General features: G+C 42.2%; 17 protein-coding genes. 7 read left to right on the forward strand and 10 right to left on the reverse strand.

Annotation, left to right across the window (positions count from 1 at the left end):
- The 7 genes from MIC7126_RS0115855 to MIC7126_RS0115880 form a co-directional block, all read right to left on the reverse strand.
- A complete protein-coding gene (locus MIC7126_RS0115855; RefSeq protein ID WP_017654143.1) occupies positions 1–507 on the reverse strand; it encodes a YceD family protein in 507 nt (168 codons plus the stop codon).
- A gap of 70 nt (positions 508–577) precedes the next feature.
- Positions 578–1105 carry a Jag family protein gene (locus tag MIC7126_RS0115860; RefSeq protein WP_017654144.1) on the reverse strand — a complete coding sequence of 176 codons (528 nt, stop codon included), beginning with the start codon at positions 1103–1105 and terminating at the stop codon, positions 578–580.
- A 2-nt stretch (positions 1106–1107) separates the two neighbouring features.
- Positions 1108–2250 carry a membrane protein insertase YidC gene (yidC, locus tag MIC7126_RS0115865; protein ID WP_017654145.1) on the reverse strand — a complete coding sequence of 381 codons (1143 nt, stop codon included), beginning with the start codon at positions 2248–2250 and terminating at the stop codon, positions 1108–1110.
- Positions 2251–2443: 193 nt separating this feature from the next.
- Positions 2444–2836, reverse strand: a complete 393-nt coding sequence (locus tag MIC7126_RS0115870; protein ID WP_017654146.1) for a PH domain-containing protein — start codon at positions 2834–2836, stop codon at positions 2444–2446.
- On the reverse strand, positions 2823–3218 hold the full coding sequence (rnpA, locus tag MIC7126_RS0115875; protein ID WP_017654147.1) for a ribonuclease P protein component: 396 nt from the start codon (positions 3216–3218) through the stop codon (positions 2823–2825). Before rnpA ends, MIC7126_RS0115870 begins: the two co-directional genes overlap by 14 nt.
- Positions 3219–3243: 25 nt before the next feature.
- Positions 3244–3378 carry a 50S ribosomal protein L34 gene (gene rpmH / locus MIC7126_RS29460; protein WP_081603037.1) on the reverse strand — a complete coding sequence of 45 codons (135 nt, stop codon included), beginning with the start codon at positions 3376–3378 and terminating at the stop codon, positions 3244–3246.
- 183 nt (positions 3379–3561) lie between these two features.
- Positions 3562–4074 (reverse strand): DUF2808 domain-containing protein, encoded by a 513-nt coding sequence (locus MIC7126_RS0115880; protein ID WP_017654148.1) that lies wholly within the window; start codon positions 4072–4074, stop codon positions 3562–3564.
- 756 nt (positions 4075–4830) lie between these two features.
- Here MIC7126_RS0115880 and MIC7126_RS0115885 point away from each other — a divergent pair.
- A complete protein-coding gene (locus MIC7126_RS0115885) occupies positions 4831–6006 on the forward strand; it encodes a Re/Si-specific NAD(P)(+) transhydrogenase subunit alpha (RefSeq protein WP_017654149.1) in 1176 nt (391 codons plus the stop codon).
- On the opposite strand, the gene MIC7126_RS29465 is transcribed toward MIC7126_RS0115885, so the two are convergent.
- Positions 5999–6151, reverse strand: a complete 153-nt coding sequence (locus tag MIC7126_RS29465; RefSeq protein ID WP_154655901.1) for a hypothetical protein — start codon at positions 6149–6151, stop codon at positions 5999–6001. The two genes, MIC7126_RS0115885 and MIC7126_RS29465, sit on opposite strands and share 8 nt — an antisense overlap.
- 43 nt (positions 6152–6194) lie before the next feature.
- On the opposite strand from MIC7126_RS29465, the gene MIC7126_RS0115890 reads away from it, so the two are divergent.
- Both MIC7126_RS0115890 and MIC7126_RS0115895 read left to right on the forward strand, forming a co-directional pair.
- Positions 6195–6488, forward strand: a complete 294-nt coding sequence (locus MIC7126_RS0115890; protein WP_017654150.1) for an NAD(P) transhydrogenase subunit alpha part 2 — start codon at positions 6195–6197, stop codon at positions 6486–6488.
- Complete coding sequence (locus tag MIC7126_RS0115895) at positions 6485–7888, forward strand: NAD(P)(+) transhydrogenase (Re/Si-specific) subunit beta (RefSeq protein ID WP_017654151.1); 1404 nt, start codon at positions 6485–6487, stop codon at positions 7886–7888. Before MIC7126_RS0115890 ends, MIC7126_RS0115895 begins: the two co-directional genes overlap by 4 nt.
- A 136-nt stretch (positions 7889–8024) precedes the next feature.
- On the opposite strand, the gene MIC7126_RS28645 is transcribed toward MIC7126_RS0115895, so the two are convergent.
- A complete protein-coding gene (locus tag MIC7126_RS28645; protein ID WP_017654152.1) occupies positions 8025–9050 on the reverse strand; it encodes an HNH endonuclease in 1026 nt (341 codons plus the stop codon).
- Positions 9051–9305: 255 nt separating this feature from the next.
- Between MIC7126_RS28645 and MIC7126_RS32330 the strand changes: the two genes are divergently transcribed.
- On the forward strand, positions 9306–10685 hold the full coding sequence (locus MIC7126_RS32330) for a group II intron maturase-specific domain-containing protein (protein ID WP_154655902.1): 1380 nt from the start codon (positions 9306–9308) through the stop codon (positions 10683–10685).
- Between the two features lie 48 nt (positions 10686–10733).
- Positions 10734–11402: a DUF4351 domain-containing protein gene (locus MIC7126_RS27720; RefSeq protein ID WP_238553645.1), complete on the forward strand. Its 669-nt coding sequence runs from the start codon at positions 10734–10736 to the stop codon at positions 11400–11402.
- An 83-nt stretch (positions 11403–11485) separates the two neighbouring features.
- On the opposite strand, the gene MIC7126_RS0115915 is transcribed toward MIC7126_RS27720, so the two are convergent.
- Positions 11486–12121, reverse strand: a complete 636-nt coding sequence (locus MIC7126_RS0115915) for a hypothetical protein (protein ID WP_017654155.1) — start codon at positions 12119–12121, stop codon at positions 11486–11488.
- Between the two features lie 541 nt (positions 12122–12662).
- Between MIC7126_RS0115915 and MIC7126_RS0115930 the strand changes: the two genes are divergently transcribed.
- Together MIC7126_RS0115930 and MIC7126_RS0115935 are read left to right on the forward strand one after the other, a co-directional pair.
- The gene (locus tag MIC7126_RS0115930; protein WP_017654158.1) at positions 12663–13808 is read left to right on the forward strand and encodes an ATP-binding response regulator; all 1146 of its coding nucleotides are present in this window, start codon (positions 12663–12665) and stop codon (positions 13806–13808) included.
- Positions 13809–13874: 66 nt separating this feature from the next.
- Entirely contained in the window at positions 13875–15257 is a 1383-nt protein-coding gene (locus MIC7126_RS0115935) for an aldehyde dehydrogenase family protein (protein WP_017654159.1), read from the forward strand.
- The last annotated feature ends 104 nt before the right edge of the window (positions 15258–15361 follow it).

The raw sequence follows: 15361 nt of genomic DNA on the forward strand, positions 1-15361 counted from the left end.
CTATCCAGGAAGTTGTTTTTTCAGCACTTCTAAAGAAGCCCAACGATTATCAATCAGCTTTTCTGGGCTATCGCCCTCAGCACTTAAAATACCAGGACAATTCAGGTCACACAGTTGTCGCTGAGGAATTGCCAAACACATCTGCTCATACAGCCATTCACTAGGATAAAAATAGCCGTCAGGTGGTAAGCTCTCCACCAAATCTTCTACAGCTACTTCCCGTTCTAAAGGCAAATCTTGCGGCTGATAAGCAGTTTCATCTAACCAAATAATTTCGTTGGCATCAATCACCAAACGTTGGTTATACTGCTGTAAACAACGGTTGCAGGTACAGGTAATAATAGCTTCTGCCTGACCGACAACTTCTAAATAATTACCTTGATGCTGCACACGAAGGCGACCACGAACTGGCGTCAAAGTTTCTAAACCCGGTAGAAAATCCTTAACTTGAATTTCCTCTGTCCGCTCCGGTGTCTTGGTGAGCTGCGGAATGTAAATTGCGTCCATAGGATTTGTGAGATATCCTCACTCGAAGTTTCAGTGATCAAGGGTCAAAAGTCAAGCGTGATTCTCCCCATCACCCGATTCTTTCCTCGTTCAGCAGTTGACGCACAACCAAATGACGATGCGGCTCTTTACCACGACTGAAGGTTTCTAGATCTCCAAATTCCTTCAAAAAAGTGTGAATTTGTCGCCGTTCGGCCGAACTCAAAGATTTGATTTCCACTTCTTTTCCCGTATCGCGCGCCTCTTGCGATGCTGCGGCTGCTAGTGCTTGAATTTCTGCTTGTCTTTGAATGCGGTAGCCATTTAACTCGATAGTATACGAGGCTTGTTCTGCTGGCGGTTGATGCAAGTTCAGCACTGAATTAGCTAAGTATTGAATTGCATCTAGCACTGAACCGTCACTACCAATCAACAGCCGAATTTGTTCTGGAGTTAAATTGGTTTCATCAATGGTCAACCAATAATTATCCGGTTCTGGGAATTCACCGTCTTGGGGCGGGGCTGGTTCTAAATTGCCCCTAACTTCAGTGTTTACCCCAGTAAGTTGCAGCAGTGTTTTTAACCACTGCTGCCCTCTGTGCATGGGATTATCGCTCATGTTTAACTTGCAGCCTTTTTCTTAGAACTTTTTGGTTCAAATGGCAAGGATTTTTGTTCTACTGCTACTTCTTTTTCTTGAGTATCTACAATTTTTTGTAGTTCCTCTGGTAAAGGTTCGCGGGAAAGCAGATAGGTTTGTGCGGTTTGGAAGATATTACCAATTACCATATACATCAATACCCCAGCCGGCAAAGGGAAGAACAAAAACATCCCAGAAAAGATCACTGGTGTAATTTTATTGACTGTATCCTGTTGGGGATTGCCACCGCTGGAATTTTGCCCAGACAGCATTTGGCTGACATAAAGGCTGATGCCAAACGAAATGATCATTGCCACGATATCCCAATGGACTGTACCATCAGGATCGATCGCACCGACTCTTCCCAAGGCGTCAATAAATAAAAATCCCTTGTCTGCAGCCAGTCCAGGGATTGTACCTTGAATTGTGACATCGCCGGGCTGTAAAGCTTCTATGTTACCCTCGGCGTCAATTTTAATTCTGTCTTCCCCTTTGGTGATTTTCCACTGAGGAATCAGGTTATTTTCTGGATGCTCTGCTATTAGTACCTGAAATGGCTTACCTTCTGTGGTCTGATATTGAATCTTGGTTTTTTCTCCCACAGCCAACTTATCACCACCAGGGAGGATAGCAGTAATCTTGCTGTGTTCTCCATCAGCTATGTAAATATTCTGGGGAGAAGTAGCAAAAGCTTGAGGTTGAATGCGCTCGATTTGTTCAGCCGGGAGCACTTGCAGATTAACAGAATAGTTAACGCCTGCAAAAGGTGAACCCCGCAGAGTTGCAAATAATGCTAATAATACCGGCATTTGTAACAAGAGCGGCAAACAACCAGCTAATGGGTTACCAAATTCTTTTTGGACATTAACCATTTCCTCTTGTTGCTTTTGCGGATCATCTTTATAACGATCTTTAATTTCTGCCATCCGCTTCTGCATCAGAGGTTGCACAATTCGCATTTTCCGCATGTTGCGAATTGAGCCAGCACTCAGGGGATAGAGCGCAAAGCGGACTATCAATGTCAAAGCAACGATCGCCAATCCATAGCTGGGCACAATACCATAGAAAAAGTCTATGATCGGCAGCATGATGTTGTTTGAAAGAAACCCAATACCAAAATCCATTATTGTGAGTTCAACCTGAGGTACTTTAATTAAACTGAATCTAATTTATCTAAACTGTGATCAGCCTGTGACTATCCTATGCTACGGATAGCCGCACTTTTTCCATTTGGGCATCAAGGACGAACTTGGGGAAAATGAGGGAGAGTGATATTGCTTCCCCGTCTCCCCAAAACTCACCCCTACGCCTACTCCCTCATTTACTCGCAGTGGCGCTGTATTCAGGGTTCTTCGCTGCAACTTTTTCACTGATGTAGTCATAAGCTTGACGGAAGTTGGGGACAGCCCGCATTTCTAAACGACTACCATTTTTCATGGTGACAACCATGTCGCCCCATAAGCCTAAACCACGAGGGACTTTGACTATTTTCACCACTTCAGAATAGATGATATCAGTGCGATCGCGTCCCATCCAACCTCCCATCACAGAAATGCGGCGGTCGGTAATGCGGAAGCGTAACCACAAAGCCCTAACAATTGCTCCTACTGTTAAAGGTATCCCCACAACGGTTAGCCCAATCAGCAAGTTAAGAATTAAATCCCCAATATGGGGGCCACCCTCATAATAAATTTCTTCACGAATGCCCATTGAGTACCTCGGCTTGTGCCAACAACTGCTCTAATTCTTGCAGAAATTGTTGGCTTACGCACTCTTGTTGTGCTGCTGTTGGTTTAACGATGAACACTAGCCGCCACCCTGGCGTGAGTTTAGGTAACAATTGATATAAAGCTGCTGCCATCTGCCGTTTGATTCTGTTGCGAACTACTGCACGCTTACTGACTTTTGTACTAATCGAAATGCCAATCTGCGTGCTGGCGAGATGTGCTGAGTCGATTGGTGAAAGTTTGGGAGCAGGGGAGGGTTTTAAAGCTCTCAATGTGAAATGAGAGCTATGACGCCGGATTCCTTGGCGGAAAACTGCTTGAAAGTCTTTATGAGACTTGAGTCTATTGGATTTGGGCAAAGCCACAGCTACTCTTTGTGCTTCAGTCGCTCTAAACGCTCAGACGATGGCGACCTCTTTTCCTTCTGGCGCTGATGACGTTTCTTCCATCTGGAGTCCGCATTCTAGCACGGAAACCAGAGGTTCTTTTTCGCTTGCGGTTAGTACCGCCTAAAGTTCTCTGCATAACTAATCTCCTTTTCGGTGATTTACATAAAAAGCCACAATCTGAAATTTTATCACCTTACTAGGAATAAAGGGATAAGTAGCTAAACAAAATCAAGATTCCGGCTTCATCTCTCACCCTGAAGTTGGGTTTCCCTTTGTTCAACCCAACCTACCAGGGTTTCCTAGTTCATACTTCAGCTAATTAAGAAATACTTAAAATCCAGGTTCCCACATAACGTAGTAATGGGACATCGCCAGCAGAGAGTACTTGACAGTTAAAGTAGAATGTCCCAGCAAACGCGGGATTTTGCACATTAGATAAAATTAACTCTACTCCACCACCTGCGGGTACTGGTTCTTGGGGAAAAATTTCAATCACGCGACTTTCTTTATTCCACTTCACCTCAGACAAGGCAACCTTTTTGTTTTTATACTTGACTTCAACCTTAGTGGTGTCAAAAGTCCCTTTGTAATAATCAGGATAAGTGATGGCAAACTGGGTTACTGCCAATTTCATCTTTTGGGTAGGGATTTTGAGGATGTAGCGGTCTGTATTATTTGTTTGTCCGCCAAAATCTAACCGAAAGGGTAGCTGATTTTCGCTTTTGACGCCGCTAAACAGGGTGAATCCGGGTAAAGCTTGTCCCCAGGTAATGGTTTGGAAACCTGTTAGTAAGCAGCCGGTAATAGCTAAGGTGGAAAGTAAACGTCGCATGATTAAACTCCTCTAGCAGATAGTCAGTCTGTGATGTAAATAACCGAAATTTAGTATTCGTAACTAAACTTTACTACTGACTTCTAGCAAATGGACGTTAAATTGCGACAAAAAGTGCCGTTTGGGAGGTGGGGGAAGAGAAGATGAGGAGAATAAGCTTGATAAAAGCCTGATACTTCGACTTTTTTGCTGACCTCGGCTTCGTTCAATACAACTGACCGATACGCTATCCTCAAATAAATATCTGGAAAATTTGATTGTGTATCTGAATATGTATGAATGTGTCGGGATTATAAGAGTTTTGTTATAAAAATTGAGCTTAACGATTAGCGATCGCTAGTTAACTTGAGATAAATTGTTTAAAACAAGCCTGAATCAAAGGGGTAATTATTAAAATTTGATTTGGGAATACTAGGCTTTACCAATTTGATGCATACTGCACTATGTCATGAAGGAATACAAAAAAATTGCAATCCCTAAAATAAGCTGAAGACAAAGATACTAATTTGGGGAATCAACATAGGATTTGCAGTATGTAAACCAATTGGCAAATATTATGCAACCTTGAAATCGACAAGTAACCCAGTGTAGCTTGCTTCCAAGAACTAAAGAGTGGGAGAGGAAAAATTAAAAGTAGAATCTACTAGGAAAAATCAAGGTTGATCGTCCCCGTCCTTGAGGGATGAGTGCGGGGAATCCCTCAGCAGGAAAATTCTATAGTTGGCAGATATTAAGTATTTATCTCCAGGAGATTTCATGAGAATAGCAGTTGCCAAAGAAATTGAAGTTTGTGAACGTCGTGTAGCATTAATTCCTGATATCGTTGCCCGGTTAGTCAAACAGGGTTTAGAAGTTTGGGTAGAATCAGGTGCGGGAGAGCGATCGTTTTTTAGCGATGCTGCGTATGCAGCAGCAGGAGCGAAAATTATCGCTGATACGGCTACATTATGGGGTGAAGCTGATATTTTGCTCAAAGTTAGTCCACCACAAGAAAGGGAAAATGGACGCTCAGAAATTGAGTTGTTAAAAGAAGGAGCTGTATTAATTAGCTTCCTCAATCCCTTAGGAAATCCCCTGGTAGCAGAGCAACTGAAAAACCGCAAAGTAACCGCCCTCAGCATGGAGTTGATCCCCCGCAGCACCAGGGCGCAAAGTATGGATGCTTTGTCTTCCCAAGCGTCCTTAGCAGGTTACAAAGCAGTATTAATTGCTGCCGCAGCCTTACCGAAATATTTTCCCATGCTGACAACCGCCGCAGGCACGATCGCCCCCGCGAAAGTATTTATTATGGGTGCAGGTGTGGCAGGATTGCAAGCGATTGCCACCGCTAGACGCCTAGGCGCAGTGGTAGAAGCCTTCGACATCCGGCCAGCGGTAAAAGAAGAAGTACAAAGCTTAGGGGCGAAATTCGTCGAAGTTAAACTCGAAGAAGAAACCACCGCCGCTGGTGGTTACGCCAAAGAAATCTCCGAAGCCAGCAAACAACGCACCCAAGAAGTTGTCACCGAACACGTCAAAAATGCCGACGTGGTTATCACTACCGCCCAAGTACCAGGGAGAAAAGCCCCACGCCTAGTCACCGAAGAAATGGTTTCTCAAATGAAACCCGGTTCAGTAATTGTCGATTTAGCCGCCGAACAAGGTGGTAATTGCGCCTGCACTGCACCCGGTAAAGATATTGTCTGGAACGGCGTGACAATTATCGGCCCCATCAATTTACCATCCTCGATGCCAGTCCACGCCAGCCAGTTGTACGCCAAAAACGTAACATCGTTGATGCAACTATTGATTAATAAAGAAAAAGCATTACAAGTTAACTTTGCTGATGACATCGTTGACGCCGCTACCATCACCCACGCCGGAGAAATTCGTAACCAACGTGTGCAAGAAGCTTTAGCAGCAGTTAACACTCAGCAATCTGCAGTTAGTTAGGGAGTGGGGTGATGGGGTGATGGGGTGATGGGGAGTGTGGGGAGTGTGAGGAGATGAGAGAAAAAAAGAATTTATGCTGACGCTTGCTATCTTCTCCTTCCTCCCACACCTCCCACACTTCCCCCTCCTCCCACACCTCCCACACTTCCTACGCCCTATTCCCCATACACACAAGGAGTTTTGATCTGATGAATGAAGCATTACTTGCGGCTTTATTTGTATTTGTTTTGGCGTCGTTTATCGGTTTTGAGGTCATCAACAAAGTACCGCCCACTCTGCATACACCGTTAATGTCAGGCTCAAATGCAGTTTCTGGAATTGCGGTGTTGGGGGCGATTGTTGCTGCTGGTGCGAGAGAAACTAGTGTATCAGTCGTTCTCGGTTTGATTGCTGTGGTACTCGCAACAGTCAACGTTGTGGGTGGTTTTCTCGTGACAGACAGAATGTTGCAAATGTTCAAAAAAAAGGAGGTTAAGGCGTGAGCGACTTTTTACCAACTGGGATTCAACTGACGTATTTAGTCGCTGCATCCTTATTCATTCTGGGTTTGAAAAAGCTGGGATCACCTGCCACAGCTAGGAATGGTAATGTGGTTGCCGCTGTGGGAATGCTGCTGGCGATTGTAGCAACACTGCTAGATCAGCACGTGTTGAACTATGAGATGATTTTGCTAGGCTTGGCGATTGGTTCAGCAATTGGTGCGATCGCAGCCTACAAAGTGCAAATGACGGAAATGCCCCAAATGGTGGGTTTACTCAACGGTTTGGGTGGTGCGGCTTCTGCTTTAGTCGCCGTCGCTGAATTTTGGCGGTTATTAGATTCCGGCGCACCTGTACCTCTGGATGTCAACATTTCCATGTTATTGGATGTGTTAATCGGTGGCGTCACCTTCACAGGTAGCTTTCTCGCCTTTGCTAAATTGCAAGGTTTAATCAGCGGTTCCCCGATTACATTTCCTTTCCAGCAACCATTTAACTTGTTACTGCTGGGTGCTTATGTGTTGGGTAGTGCCTACTTAATCATCACACCAGACAGCCTACCCATATTCTTAGCAGTAGTTTTTGTTTCCCTGATATTGGGTGTCATGTTCGTCATCCCCATTGGTGGCGGTGACATGCCCGTGGTAATTTCATTGTTAAACTCCTTGTCAGGTATTGCCGCATCCGCCGCAGGTTTCGTGGTGATGAACAATATGTTAATCATCGCTGGGGCGTTGGTGGGCGCTTCTGGTATTATCCTTACCGAAATTATGTGTAAGGCGATGAACCGTTCACTCTTCAGTGTACTGTTCAGCGCTTTTGGTACAGGTAGTGCGGCTGGCGGTGGCGCTGGTGGTGCTGCAACTGATCAAACCGTCCGCAGTATCGATCCCGAAGAAGGAGCGATGATGTTGGGTTATGCTCGTTCTGTGGTAATTGTCCCTGGTTATGGGATGGCAGTTGCCCAAGCTCAACATAGCGTCCGCGAATTGGCAGATCAACTCGAACGGATGGGCGTTGATGTCAAGTACGCTATTCACCCTGTAGCGGGAAGAATGCCAGGACACATGAATGTGTTATTGGCTGAGGCGAATGTGGCATATACCCAGTTGTATGACATGGATGATATCAATCCTCAATTTGAGCAAGCCGATGTAGCTTTAGTAATTGGGGCAAACGATGTAGTAAATCCAGCGGCGCGTAGCGATACCAATAGCCCAATTTATGGTATGCCGATTTTGGAAGTTGATAAAGCGAAACAGACAATCGTGATTAAGCGCGGGATGAGTACAGGTTTTGCCGGTGTAGATAATGAATTGTTCTACAAGGATAAAACCACAATGCTGTTTGGTAGCGCTAAGGATATGGTGGCGAAGTTGGTTTCCGAAGTGAAGCAACTTTAAACTAACCGCCAAGAACGCCAAGGGCGCGGAGTTAATAAAGAATTAGAGAGTTCTTGCCTTGGGAGAGTGATGCTTCTGAGGCAAGTTTTTTTTAAGATTTAGTTCGCGCAAAGGCGCAAAGGCGCAAAGGTCTATTTTAAGAATTTTCGTTAAGACGGTTTAAAAATTGCTTCCATCTAGACACAAGTGCTGACTGGCTTGGCTTATGTTTAGAGCATCTAAGTTTTCTACCCTCCAGTTTTTGATAACCAGTTTCCAGGATTTTTGGATGAAATTTCACTTCTAGAGACTCTGGGTTAATACCCAACAAATTCAAATCAAATAAAGTATGTAAATCTGCACGCAACAAAAGTCCATTATCTGGATGATTATCATCAGTACCGCGATATGGTGAGATATGAGCAGCTTCTAAAACATCAAGTAGCTTTAACCTACTAATCATACATTGGTCGCCATAGCATTGACGCAACAAGTTTCTAAATTTGGACTGTCCACGACGTTCCTTAATTTGCCTAAATACTGTTTCGCGTCTATCTTCTCCTGTAGGAAAATATTCAACCGTTCGATCATCTTCATAAGCTCCATCAGCTTTGAGATAGTTAAAACTTTGGTTTTGATTCAGTAGTTTAGCGACATCAGGAGCATTTCTGAGTAAAGTTGCTTCAATAAGTGAGAAATCAATTGGTCGCATTGACAATTGTTTACTTTTATTCAGCCAAGCATCTTTTAACGCCTCAATACTGACAGCGCGTTCTGTGAAAATAAATGTATCACCAAAATTAGCAGTACGGTTTTCACAATTTATAGTATCTTCCAGGGCTATATCAAAATCATGACCACAATCATAACAATGAAAAGTGGGTTTCTTGTTTTTGCGTCTATTGAATTTTGTTTTAAAACATGAAGGACAACGCAATAATTTTTTTGTTGCTTCATATATCTGTATTAATTCAATTCTAGCAACACCAATAAGCTGTTTTTTATCCCTTAATAGAACTAGATCACTTTCAGCAAGTTGACGACAATATGGAACCTCATTGTCATACTGATATACCTTGGAAATTTCGTCGACATAACCAAGATTACCAGCATGTTGGCGGTCATGATTGCTTATTAGTAACCATGCTTTATGCGTTCCGTCTTCAATAATTAATTTGTCCATTGGAAAACTCTTTACTTTAGTGATTGTTATTATTAGAGTTCCCAAAATTAAGATGAAATTTAAAATTAGCTGAGTACTAATCCAATACAAAAATAGCCCCTATTCAATTGCTCTCCCTGAATACGATCGCTCTCTTTTTCTCTTCCTCTGCGTCTTTGCGCCTTTGCGTGAGATAAAAAAAGCGATACCCGTAGCTACACGCTTTGGCTTAATTAATTTGCGAATGAGTCTTCGATACTCGTAAACGAGGATATTTTGCTCATCAACGAGTATTTTATGCTTGTGAATGAGGCTTTAATACTCGTGAACGAGAAGATTTTGCTGATGAATGAGGATATTTTGCTCATCCACGAGTATTTTTTGCTCGTGAATGAGTTTTTGATACTCGTGAATGAGGATATTTTGCTCATCGACGAGTATTTTTTGCTCGTGAATGAGGCTTTGATACTCGTGAATGAGGATATTTTGCTGATAAATGATATAAATCTAACTATGATAGATCACGATCGCTTATTCAAAGAACTACTCACCACCTTCTTCTGGGAATTCCTAGAGTTATTCCTCCCAGAAATCACCACCTATCTAGAACGTGACACCATCTGCTTCATCGACAAAGAAGTATTCACTGATGTCACTGCGGGAGAGAAATATGAAACTGATATACTTGTAAAAGCCAGATTTAGGGGACAAGAATCTTTTTTTCTAGTACATCTAGAACATCAAGCTTATTACGAAGAAGATTTTGACTTGCGGATGTATCGCTACTTCGCCAGATTATATGAAAAATACGGTTTGGTGCGACTCGTTACCCGCATTGTCTCAACTTTCAAATTCCTTGATAGAGTAAACTCCCAAGATATAGGATTTAACTTCCTTGGTTTCCATGTAAAACAATACAAAGTGGGGAAGAATAACTCTGGAAAAAACGGACATGGCAAGAAGTTAGGATTTAAAACACTCATCAAGCCCAGCGACAAAGCAATAAAGAAACACTACGACGACATAGCCAGAATAATCGATAACCACAAAAGCGCTCCACAGGAAGCACTAATCAGTAAACTTAACCCGGTAATAAGGGGATGGGTAAACTATTATTCAACAGTTGTGAGTAAAGAGATATTTTCAAAGTTAGGCAGACTAGTGTATCTGAAGTTAAAACGCTGGGGAAAACGCCGTCATTCCAAGAAATCAGGTAGTTGGGTAGCCAATAAATATTGGCACACAGTAGGCGGCGAAAATTGGGTATTTGCAGCAACAGAGAACGGTGAAGTCACAGTGAAGCTATTCAAACACTCACAAAAAGAAATTGTGAGACACGTAAAGGTAAAAGGTGACGCTTCACCGTTCAATGGAAACTTAAAATACTGGAGTGCAAGAAAGGGCAATCATCCCCTAGTACCTAAAAAGATAGCAACACTACTCAAGAAGCAAAAAGGGAAATGTGCCCACTGCGGACTGTACTTTAGAGAAGACGATTTAATTGAGATTGACCATATTATCCCTAAATCGGTTAGTGGAAAGGATATATATGATAATCTACAAGCCTTACATAGGCATTGTCACCACGTTAAAACTGCCACTGACAACTCTTATGACCGACATAAGAGCGATACAGAAACAAATGTGATGTGGTAAGCGGGAAGTACCCATGACAAGGGTCAAGTCATTGAGGAGCCGTGTGAGGTGAAAGTTTCATGCACGGTTTTGAAGACCAGCAGGACTGGCGACAGTCTTGCTGAGTTTAATCCAGTTTACCCTATCGCCTTATTTTCTTACGATCGCCCCAAAAAAACCGAGCCAAATTTTCATCAGGTAGCATTTCCCAATAAAGTTATCTTGCAGTTTAACTATGATGTCATCCAGTTAAATCGCCTGAATTGGCGGGAATACCTGCAACAACAAAATCCGGTAGCTAGTGCGCTGATGGCTAAGATGAACATAGCACCAAAAGACCGTCCCAGAGTAAAATCTGAGTGTCTGCGTCTCTTAGCTACGTTGCAATTAGATCCAGCGCGGATGCAGTTGATTTCTGGGTTTATTGATACCTACCTACGACTAAACGCCCAAGAAACAAAAATATTCCAAGCTGAGATTGCTCAATTTGAACCAACTCAACAAGAGGTAGTTATGCAAATCGTCACCAGTTGGATGGAGGAAGGGATACAACAAGGGCTACAACAAGGAGAATTGAAAATCATCCAGCGCCAATTAACACGGCGACTTGGTGGAATCACCCCGGAATTACAACAGCAACTGCGTGGGTTATCATCAACTCAGTTAGAAGATTTAGCAGAAGCGTTGCTAGATTTCTCCACAGAAGCTGATTTAGTAACTTGGTTACAACAACAGTGAAAATAGGGAATAGGGATTAGGGAATAGGGACTAGGGACTAGGGAAAGAAATTTTCATTGTTCTTTGTGAGCAAAAGGAAAACTTTACCCCAACACAGCTTGTCCCAATCGCTTGAGAATTCGCAAGACTTCAGCTAACTCATGTCGTCGAGGAAACAAAGAAAATGTCCTTGATACATCGTACTGCGGAGTGTCTTTTAGAGTTAGCTTGAGAAATACAAACTCGTCGCCGTTTGTCGCCATTCCGAACACAGGTTGATCGCTCTGAGGATTAGTCAGCATATAAGCTAATAACTGCGGTAATGCTGCTGGTACGGGAATGCTATTTCGTTTCGATTCCACAACCAAAATCCACAGCCTTGATTGCACAACTAATGTGTCAATAAAACCGCGAATCGTTTCATCAGGATCTGCAAGTTCTAATTCCACACCATAAGGTGAGCGAATTCGATATGGTGGATCGAGAAAGCCTGCGAGGTCTAACAACGGCGAAACTACTAAAAGGTTAATCGTACCTTCTAACAGTAGACCATCAACTCGGTGGTAATCATAACGTTGCTTAATTCGAGCAATACCCGCCTGTTCTTGTTGGTTGAGTTCGGGTAATTTGTCAATCCATTCAGAAAAAAAGCGATCACTATCAGCTTGGGTTAAATTACAACGAGTCTTTAAATCACTCAAGCTTTTAATGGTATCAGTAATTCCGACCCTGGAAACCATCTGCTACTTTCTCATCATTGCTTTTAGTCTAACAGTGGTATTCTACGCTTTAGTATCAATCGATTGCCAAAATTTTACCAAGCGATCGCCCTTTCCTCCTCTGTCTTGAAAAAAAGCGTAGGCAAAGCCCGCAGCAGGCATCGCCTAAATTATTCTCATTTACTTTGTCAAGTACACTGTATACCGAATAATATCAACTTCTTTTGGTTTACTGTAGACATTGAGCAGGCAAATACCCCTCTACATACCCACGCTCATGACTACTTGTTACTTTACATGCATTAAATGTTACTAAAATTTGGAAATCATCTGCTGCATCTTGTGCTAAAAGTTGACCAGCCATGATTCAATGAATTATTAATTATTTCCCGTCAAACTCGACTAATTCACAGCCAACAAAAACTTAAGTACTTCTTGACTACTGATTCATCTGTAAATAATGTTGCTACAAATGGAGGTTGAGAGCAAGAAACAGCAAACATTTGATACAAATAGAACGAATCTGACCAAAATTAACTTTTACTCTGGCTATTGCTGCTAAATGAACTCCCAATCTTCGCGCCCGGACAAAATCCTAGTTGTTGATGATTCTCCTGACAATGTATTCTTGATCAGAACTATTTTGGAGGAAGAAGGCTACATAGTTAGCACTGCAGAAAATGGTATTTCCGCACTGACACAACTGGAAACATCACCTTGTGACTTAGTGTTACTAGATTTAATGATGCCAGGAATGGATGGTTATGAAGTTACTAAGCGTGTCCGTGGAAATACGAGATTACAGCAATATATCCCGATTTTGTTAATTACTGCCCATGACGCGCCTAATGTAGCTCAGGGACTAGATTTGGGTGCTGATGATTTTATTCGCAAGCCTGTAACTGTAGATGAATTGCTAGCGAGAGTGCGATCGCTCCTCCGATTAAAGCACAGCATAGATGAACGCGACGAAATTACTCGCCAAAGGGAAGATTTTGTTTCTCGACTCACTCATGACTTACGCACTCCCCTAGTGGCCGCAGACCGCATCCTAATGTTGTTTCAGCAAGGCGCTCTAGGAACCTTATCCCCACAAATGCAGGAGGTAATCGCCATTATGGCGCGCAGTAATACCAATCTCCTGTCAATGGTCAATACCTTATTAGAAGTTTATCGTTTTGAAGCCGGTCGTAAAACCCTAGCCTTTCAGCCTGTAAATGTAGCCCAGCTTTTAGAAGAAGTCAGCGGAGAATTAACACCCCTAGCTCAGGAAAAATCACTACCCATTCATCTGAATTTTACGGCAGAATCAACTAAAAGCGCAGTCATGGGCGATCGCTTAGAACTACATCGCTTATTCACTAACCTAATTGGTAACGCCATCAAATTTACCGAATCTGGTTCAGTGTCGATTAACCTCTGTGCGGAAACTGAGACTAACAACAACTCTTCAACAAGCTTTTCTCTCAGTTCCATCGGTAGTAAATATATCACTATCGAAGTAGCAGATACAGGTTCAGGGATTCTTCCCGAAGAGAAAGCTATCTTATTTGAAAGATTTCGCCAAGGTAGCCATAAAAGCTCTGGTAGTGGTTTAGGACTCTACCTTTCACGCCGCATTGTTGAGGCTCATCAAGGCGCAATTTTAGTTGAATCTGAGCCAAATAAAGGTAGTATATTTACTGTACTTTTACCGTTGAAATTGTAGGGGATGGGGCATTGGGAATAGTTGATAGCTGTAAACAAATAACTAATAACCAATAAAGTAAAAATTATGTTGACAGATTCATCAATTTCTGCAGCAGATATTATTCGTCAGCAACGGGAATTTTTTCAAACTGGGAAAACTAAAAGTGTTGATTTTCGGATAGCACAACTCAAAATCCTGAAAAGAGCAGTTCTGGAACAGGAACAAGCAATTATCCAAGCCTTAAAAGCAGATTTAAATAAACCGGAAATAGAGTCTTATCTGACCGAAGTTTTAGTTACTAAAGAAATTGATTATGCTCTCAAAAACATCGCCGCTTGGACAAAACCGAAAAAAGCGCCGGTGTCACTAGATTTTTTCCCTTATTCAGCCAAAATTTACCCAGAACCGCTGGGAGTTGTATTAATTATTGGCGCTTGGAACTATCCATTTCAGTTAACTATCTCCCCGTTAGTAGGTGCGATCGCTGCAGGTAATTGTGCAATTATCAAACCTTCAGAACTTGCTCCCCGTACTTCTCATCTCTTGGCTGAAATCATTCCTAAATATTTCAACTCTGAATATTTAACAGTTGTCGAAGGAGGTGTAGAAATCAGTCAGCAACTAATAGCAGAAAAGTTTGATCATATCTTTTTTACTGGTGGTACAAATGTAGGAAAAATTGTCATGGCTGCAGCCGCAAAAACTCTTACCCCAGTGACTTTAGAATTAGGTGGTAAGAGTCCTTGTATTGTAGACACAGAAATTAATCTAGAACACACCGTTAAAAGAATTGTTTGGGGTAAATTTATTAATGCTGGACAAACTTGCATTGCTCCTGACTATCTTTTAGTGAATAAAAAAATCAAAATCGAACTATTAGATAGCTTCAAAAAATGCTTGAAGGAATTTTATGGAGAAAATCCCGCCATTAGTCCTGATTATGGGCGAATTATTAATCAAAAACAGTTCGATAGATTAGTAAACTTTCTGCAAGATGGTGAAATTGTCATTGGGGGAGAAACTAATTCTACAGAATGCTATATTGCGCCGACAATTATTGATCATGTGTCTGCAGCATCTCCTGTAATGCAGGAAGAAATTTTCGGGCCGATTCTGCCAATAATTGAGTATTCTGAAATTACAGAAGCGATCGCTTTAATTAATTCTCGACCAAAACCCCTAGCCTTATATTTATTTTCTCAAAACAAAGACCTGCAAAACCGCGTCTTACAAGAAACCACATCGGGTGGAGTTTGTCTCAACGACACAGTAATGCAGGTTGGTGTGTCTTCTTTACCATTTGGCGGTGTGGGTGATAGTGGGATAGGTAGCTATCACGGTAAAGCGGGTTTTGACACCTTTTCCCATAACAAAAGTGTCTTGAAAAACTCCTTTTTGTTAGATTTAAATTGGCGATACGCTCCTTATCAAGGGAAGCTACCTTTTTTAAAAAGATTTTTGGGGTAATAGGGAACTTGTAATTACAAAAAGCTCTCTCTTCAAAACTAGTACACCACGGCGGAAATAAAGCAACGATTACAAATCTATGAAAAGCTTAGTGTACAAGCTTC

The organism is Fortiea contorta PCC 7126, assembly GCF_000332295.1.
GTDB classification, from domain to species: Bacteria; Cyanobacteriota; Cyanobacteriia; order Cyanobacteriales; family Nostocaceae; genus Fortiea; species Fortiea contorta.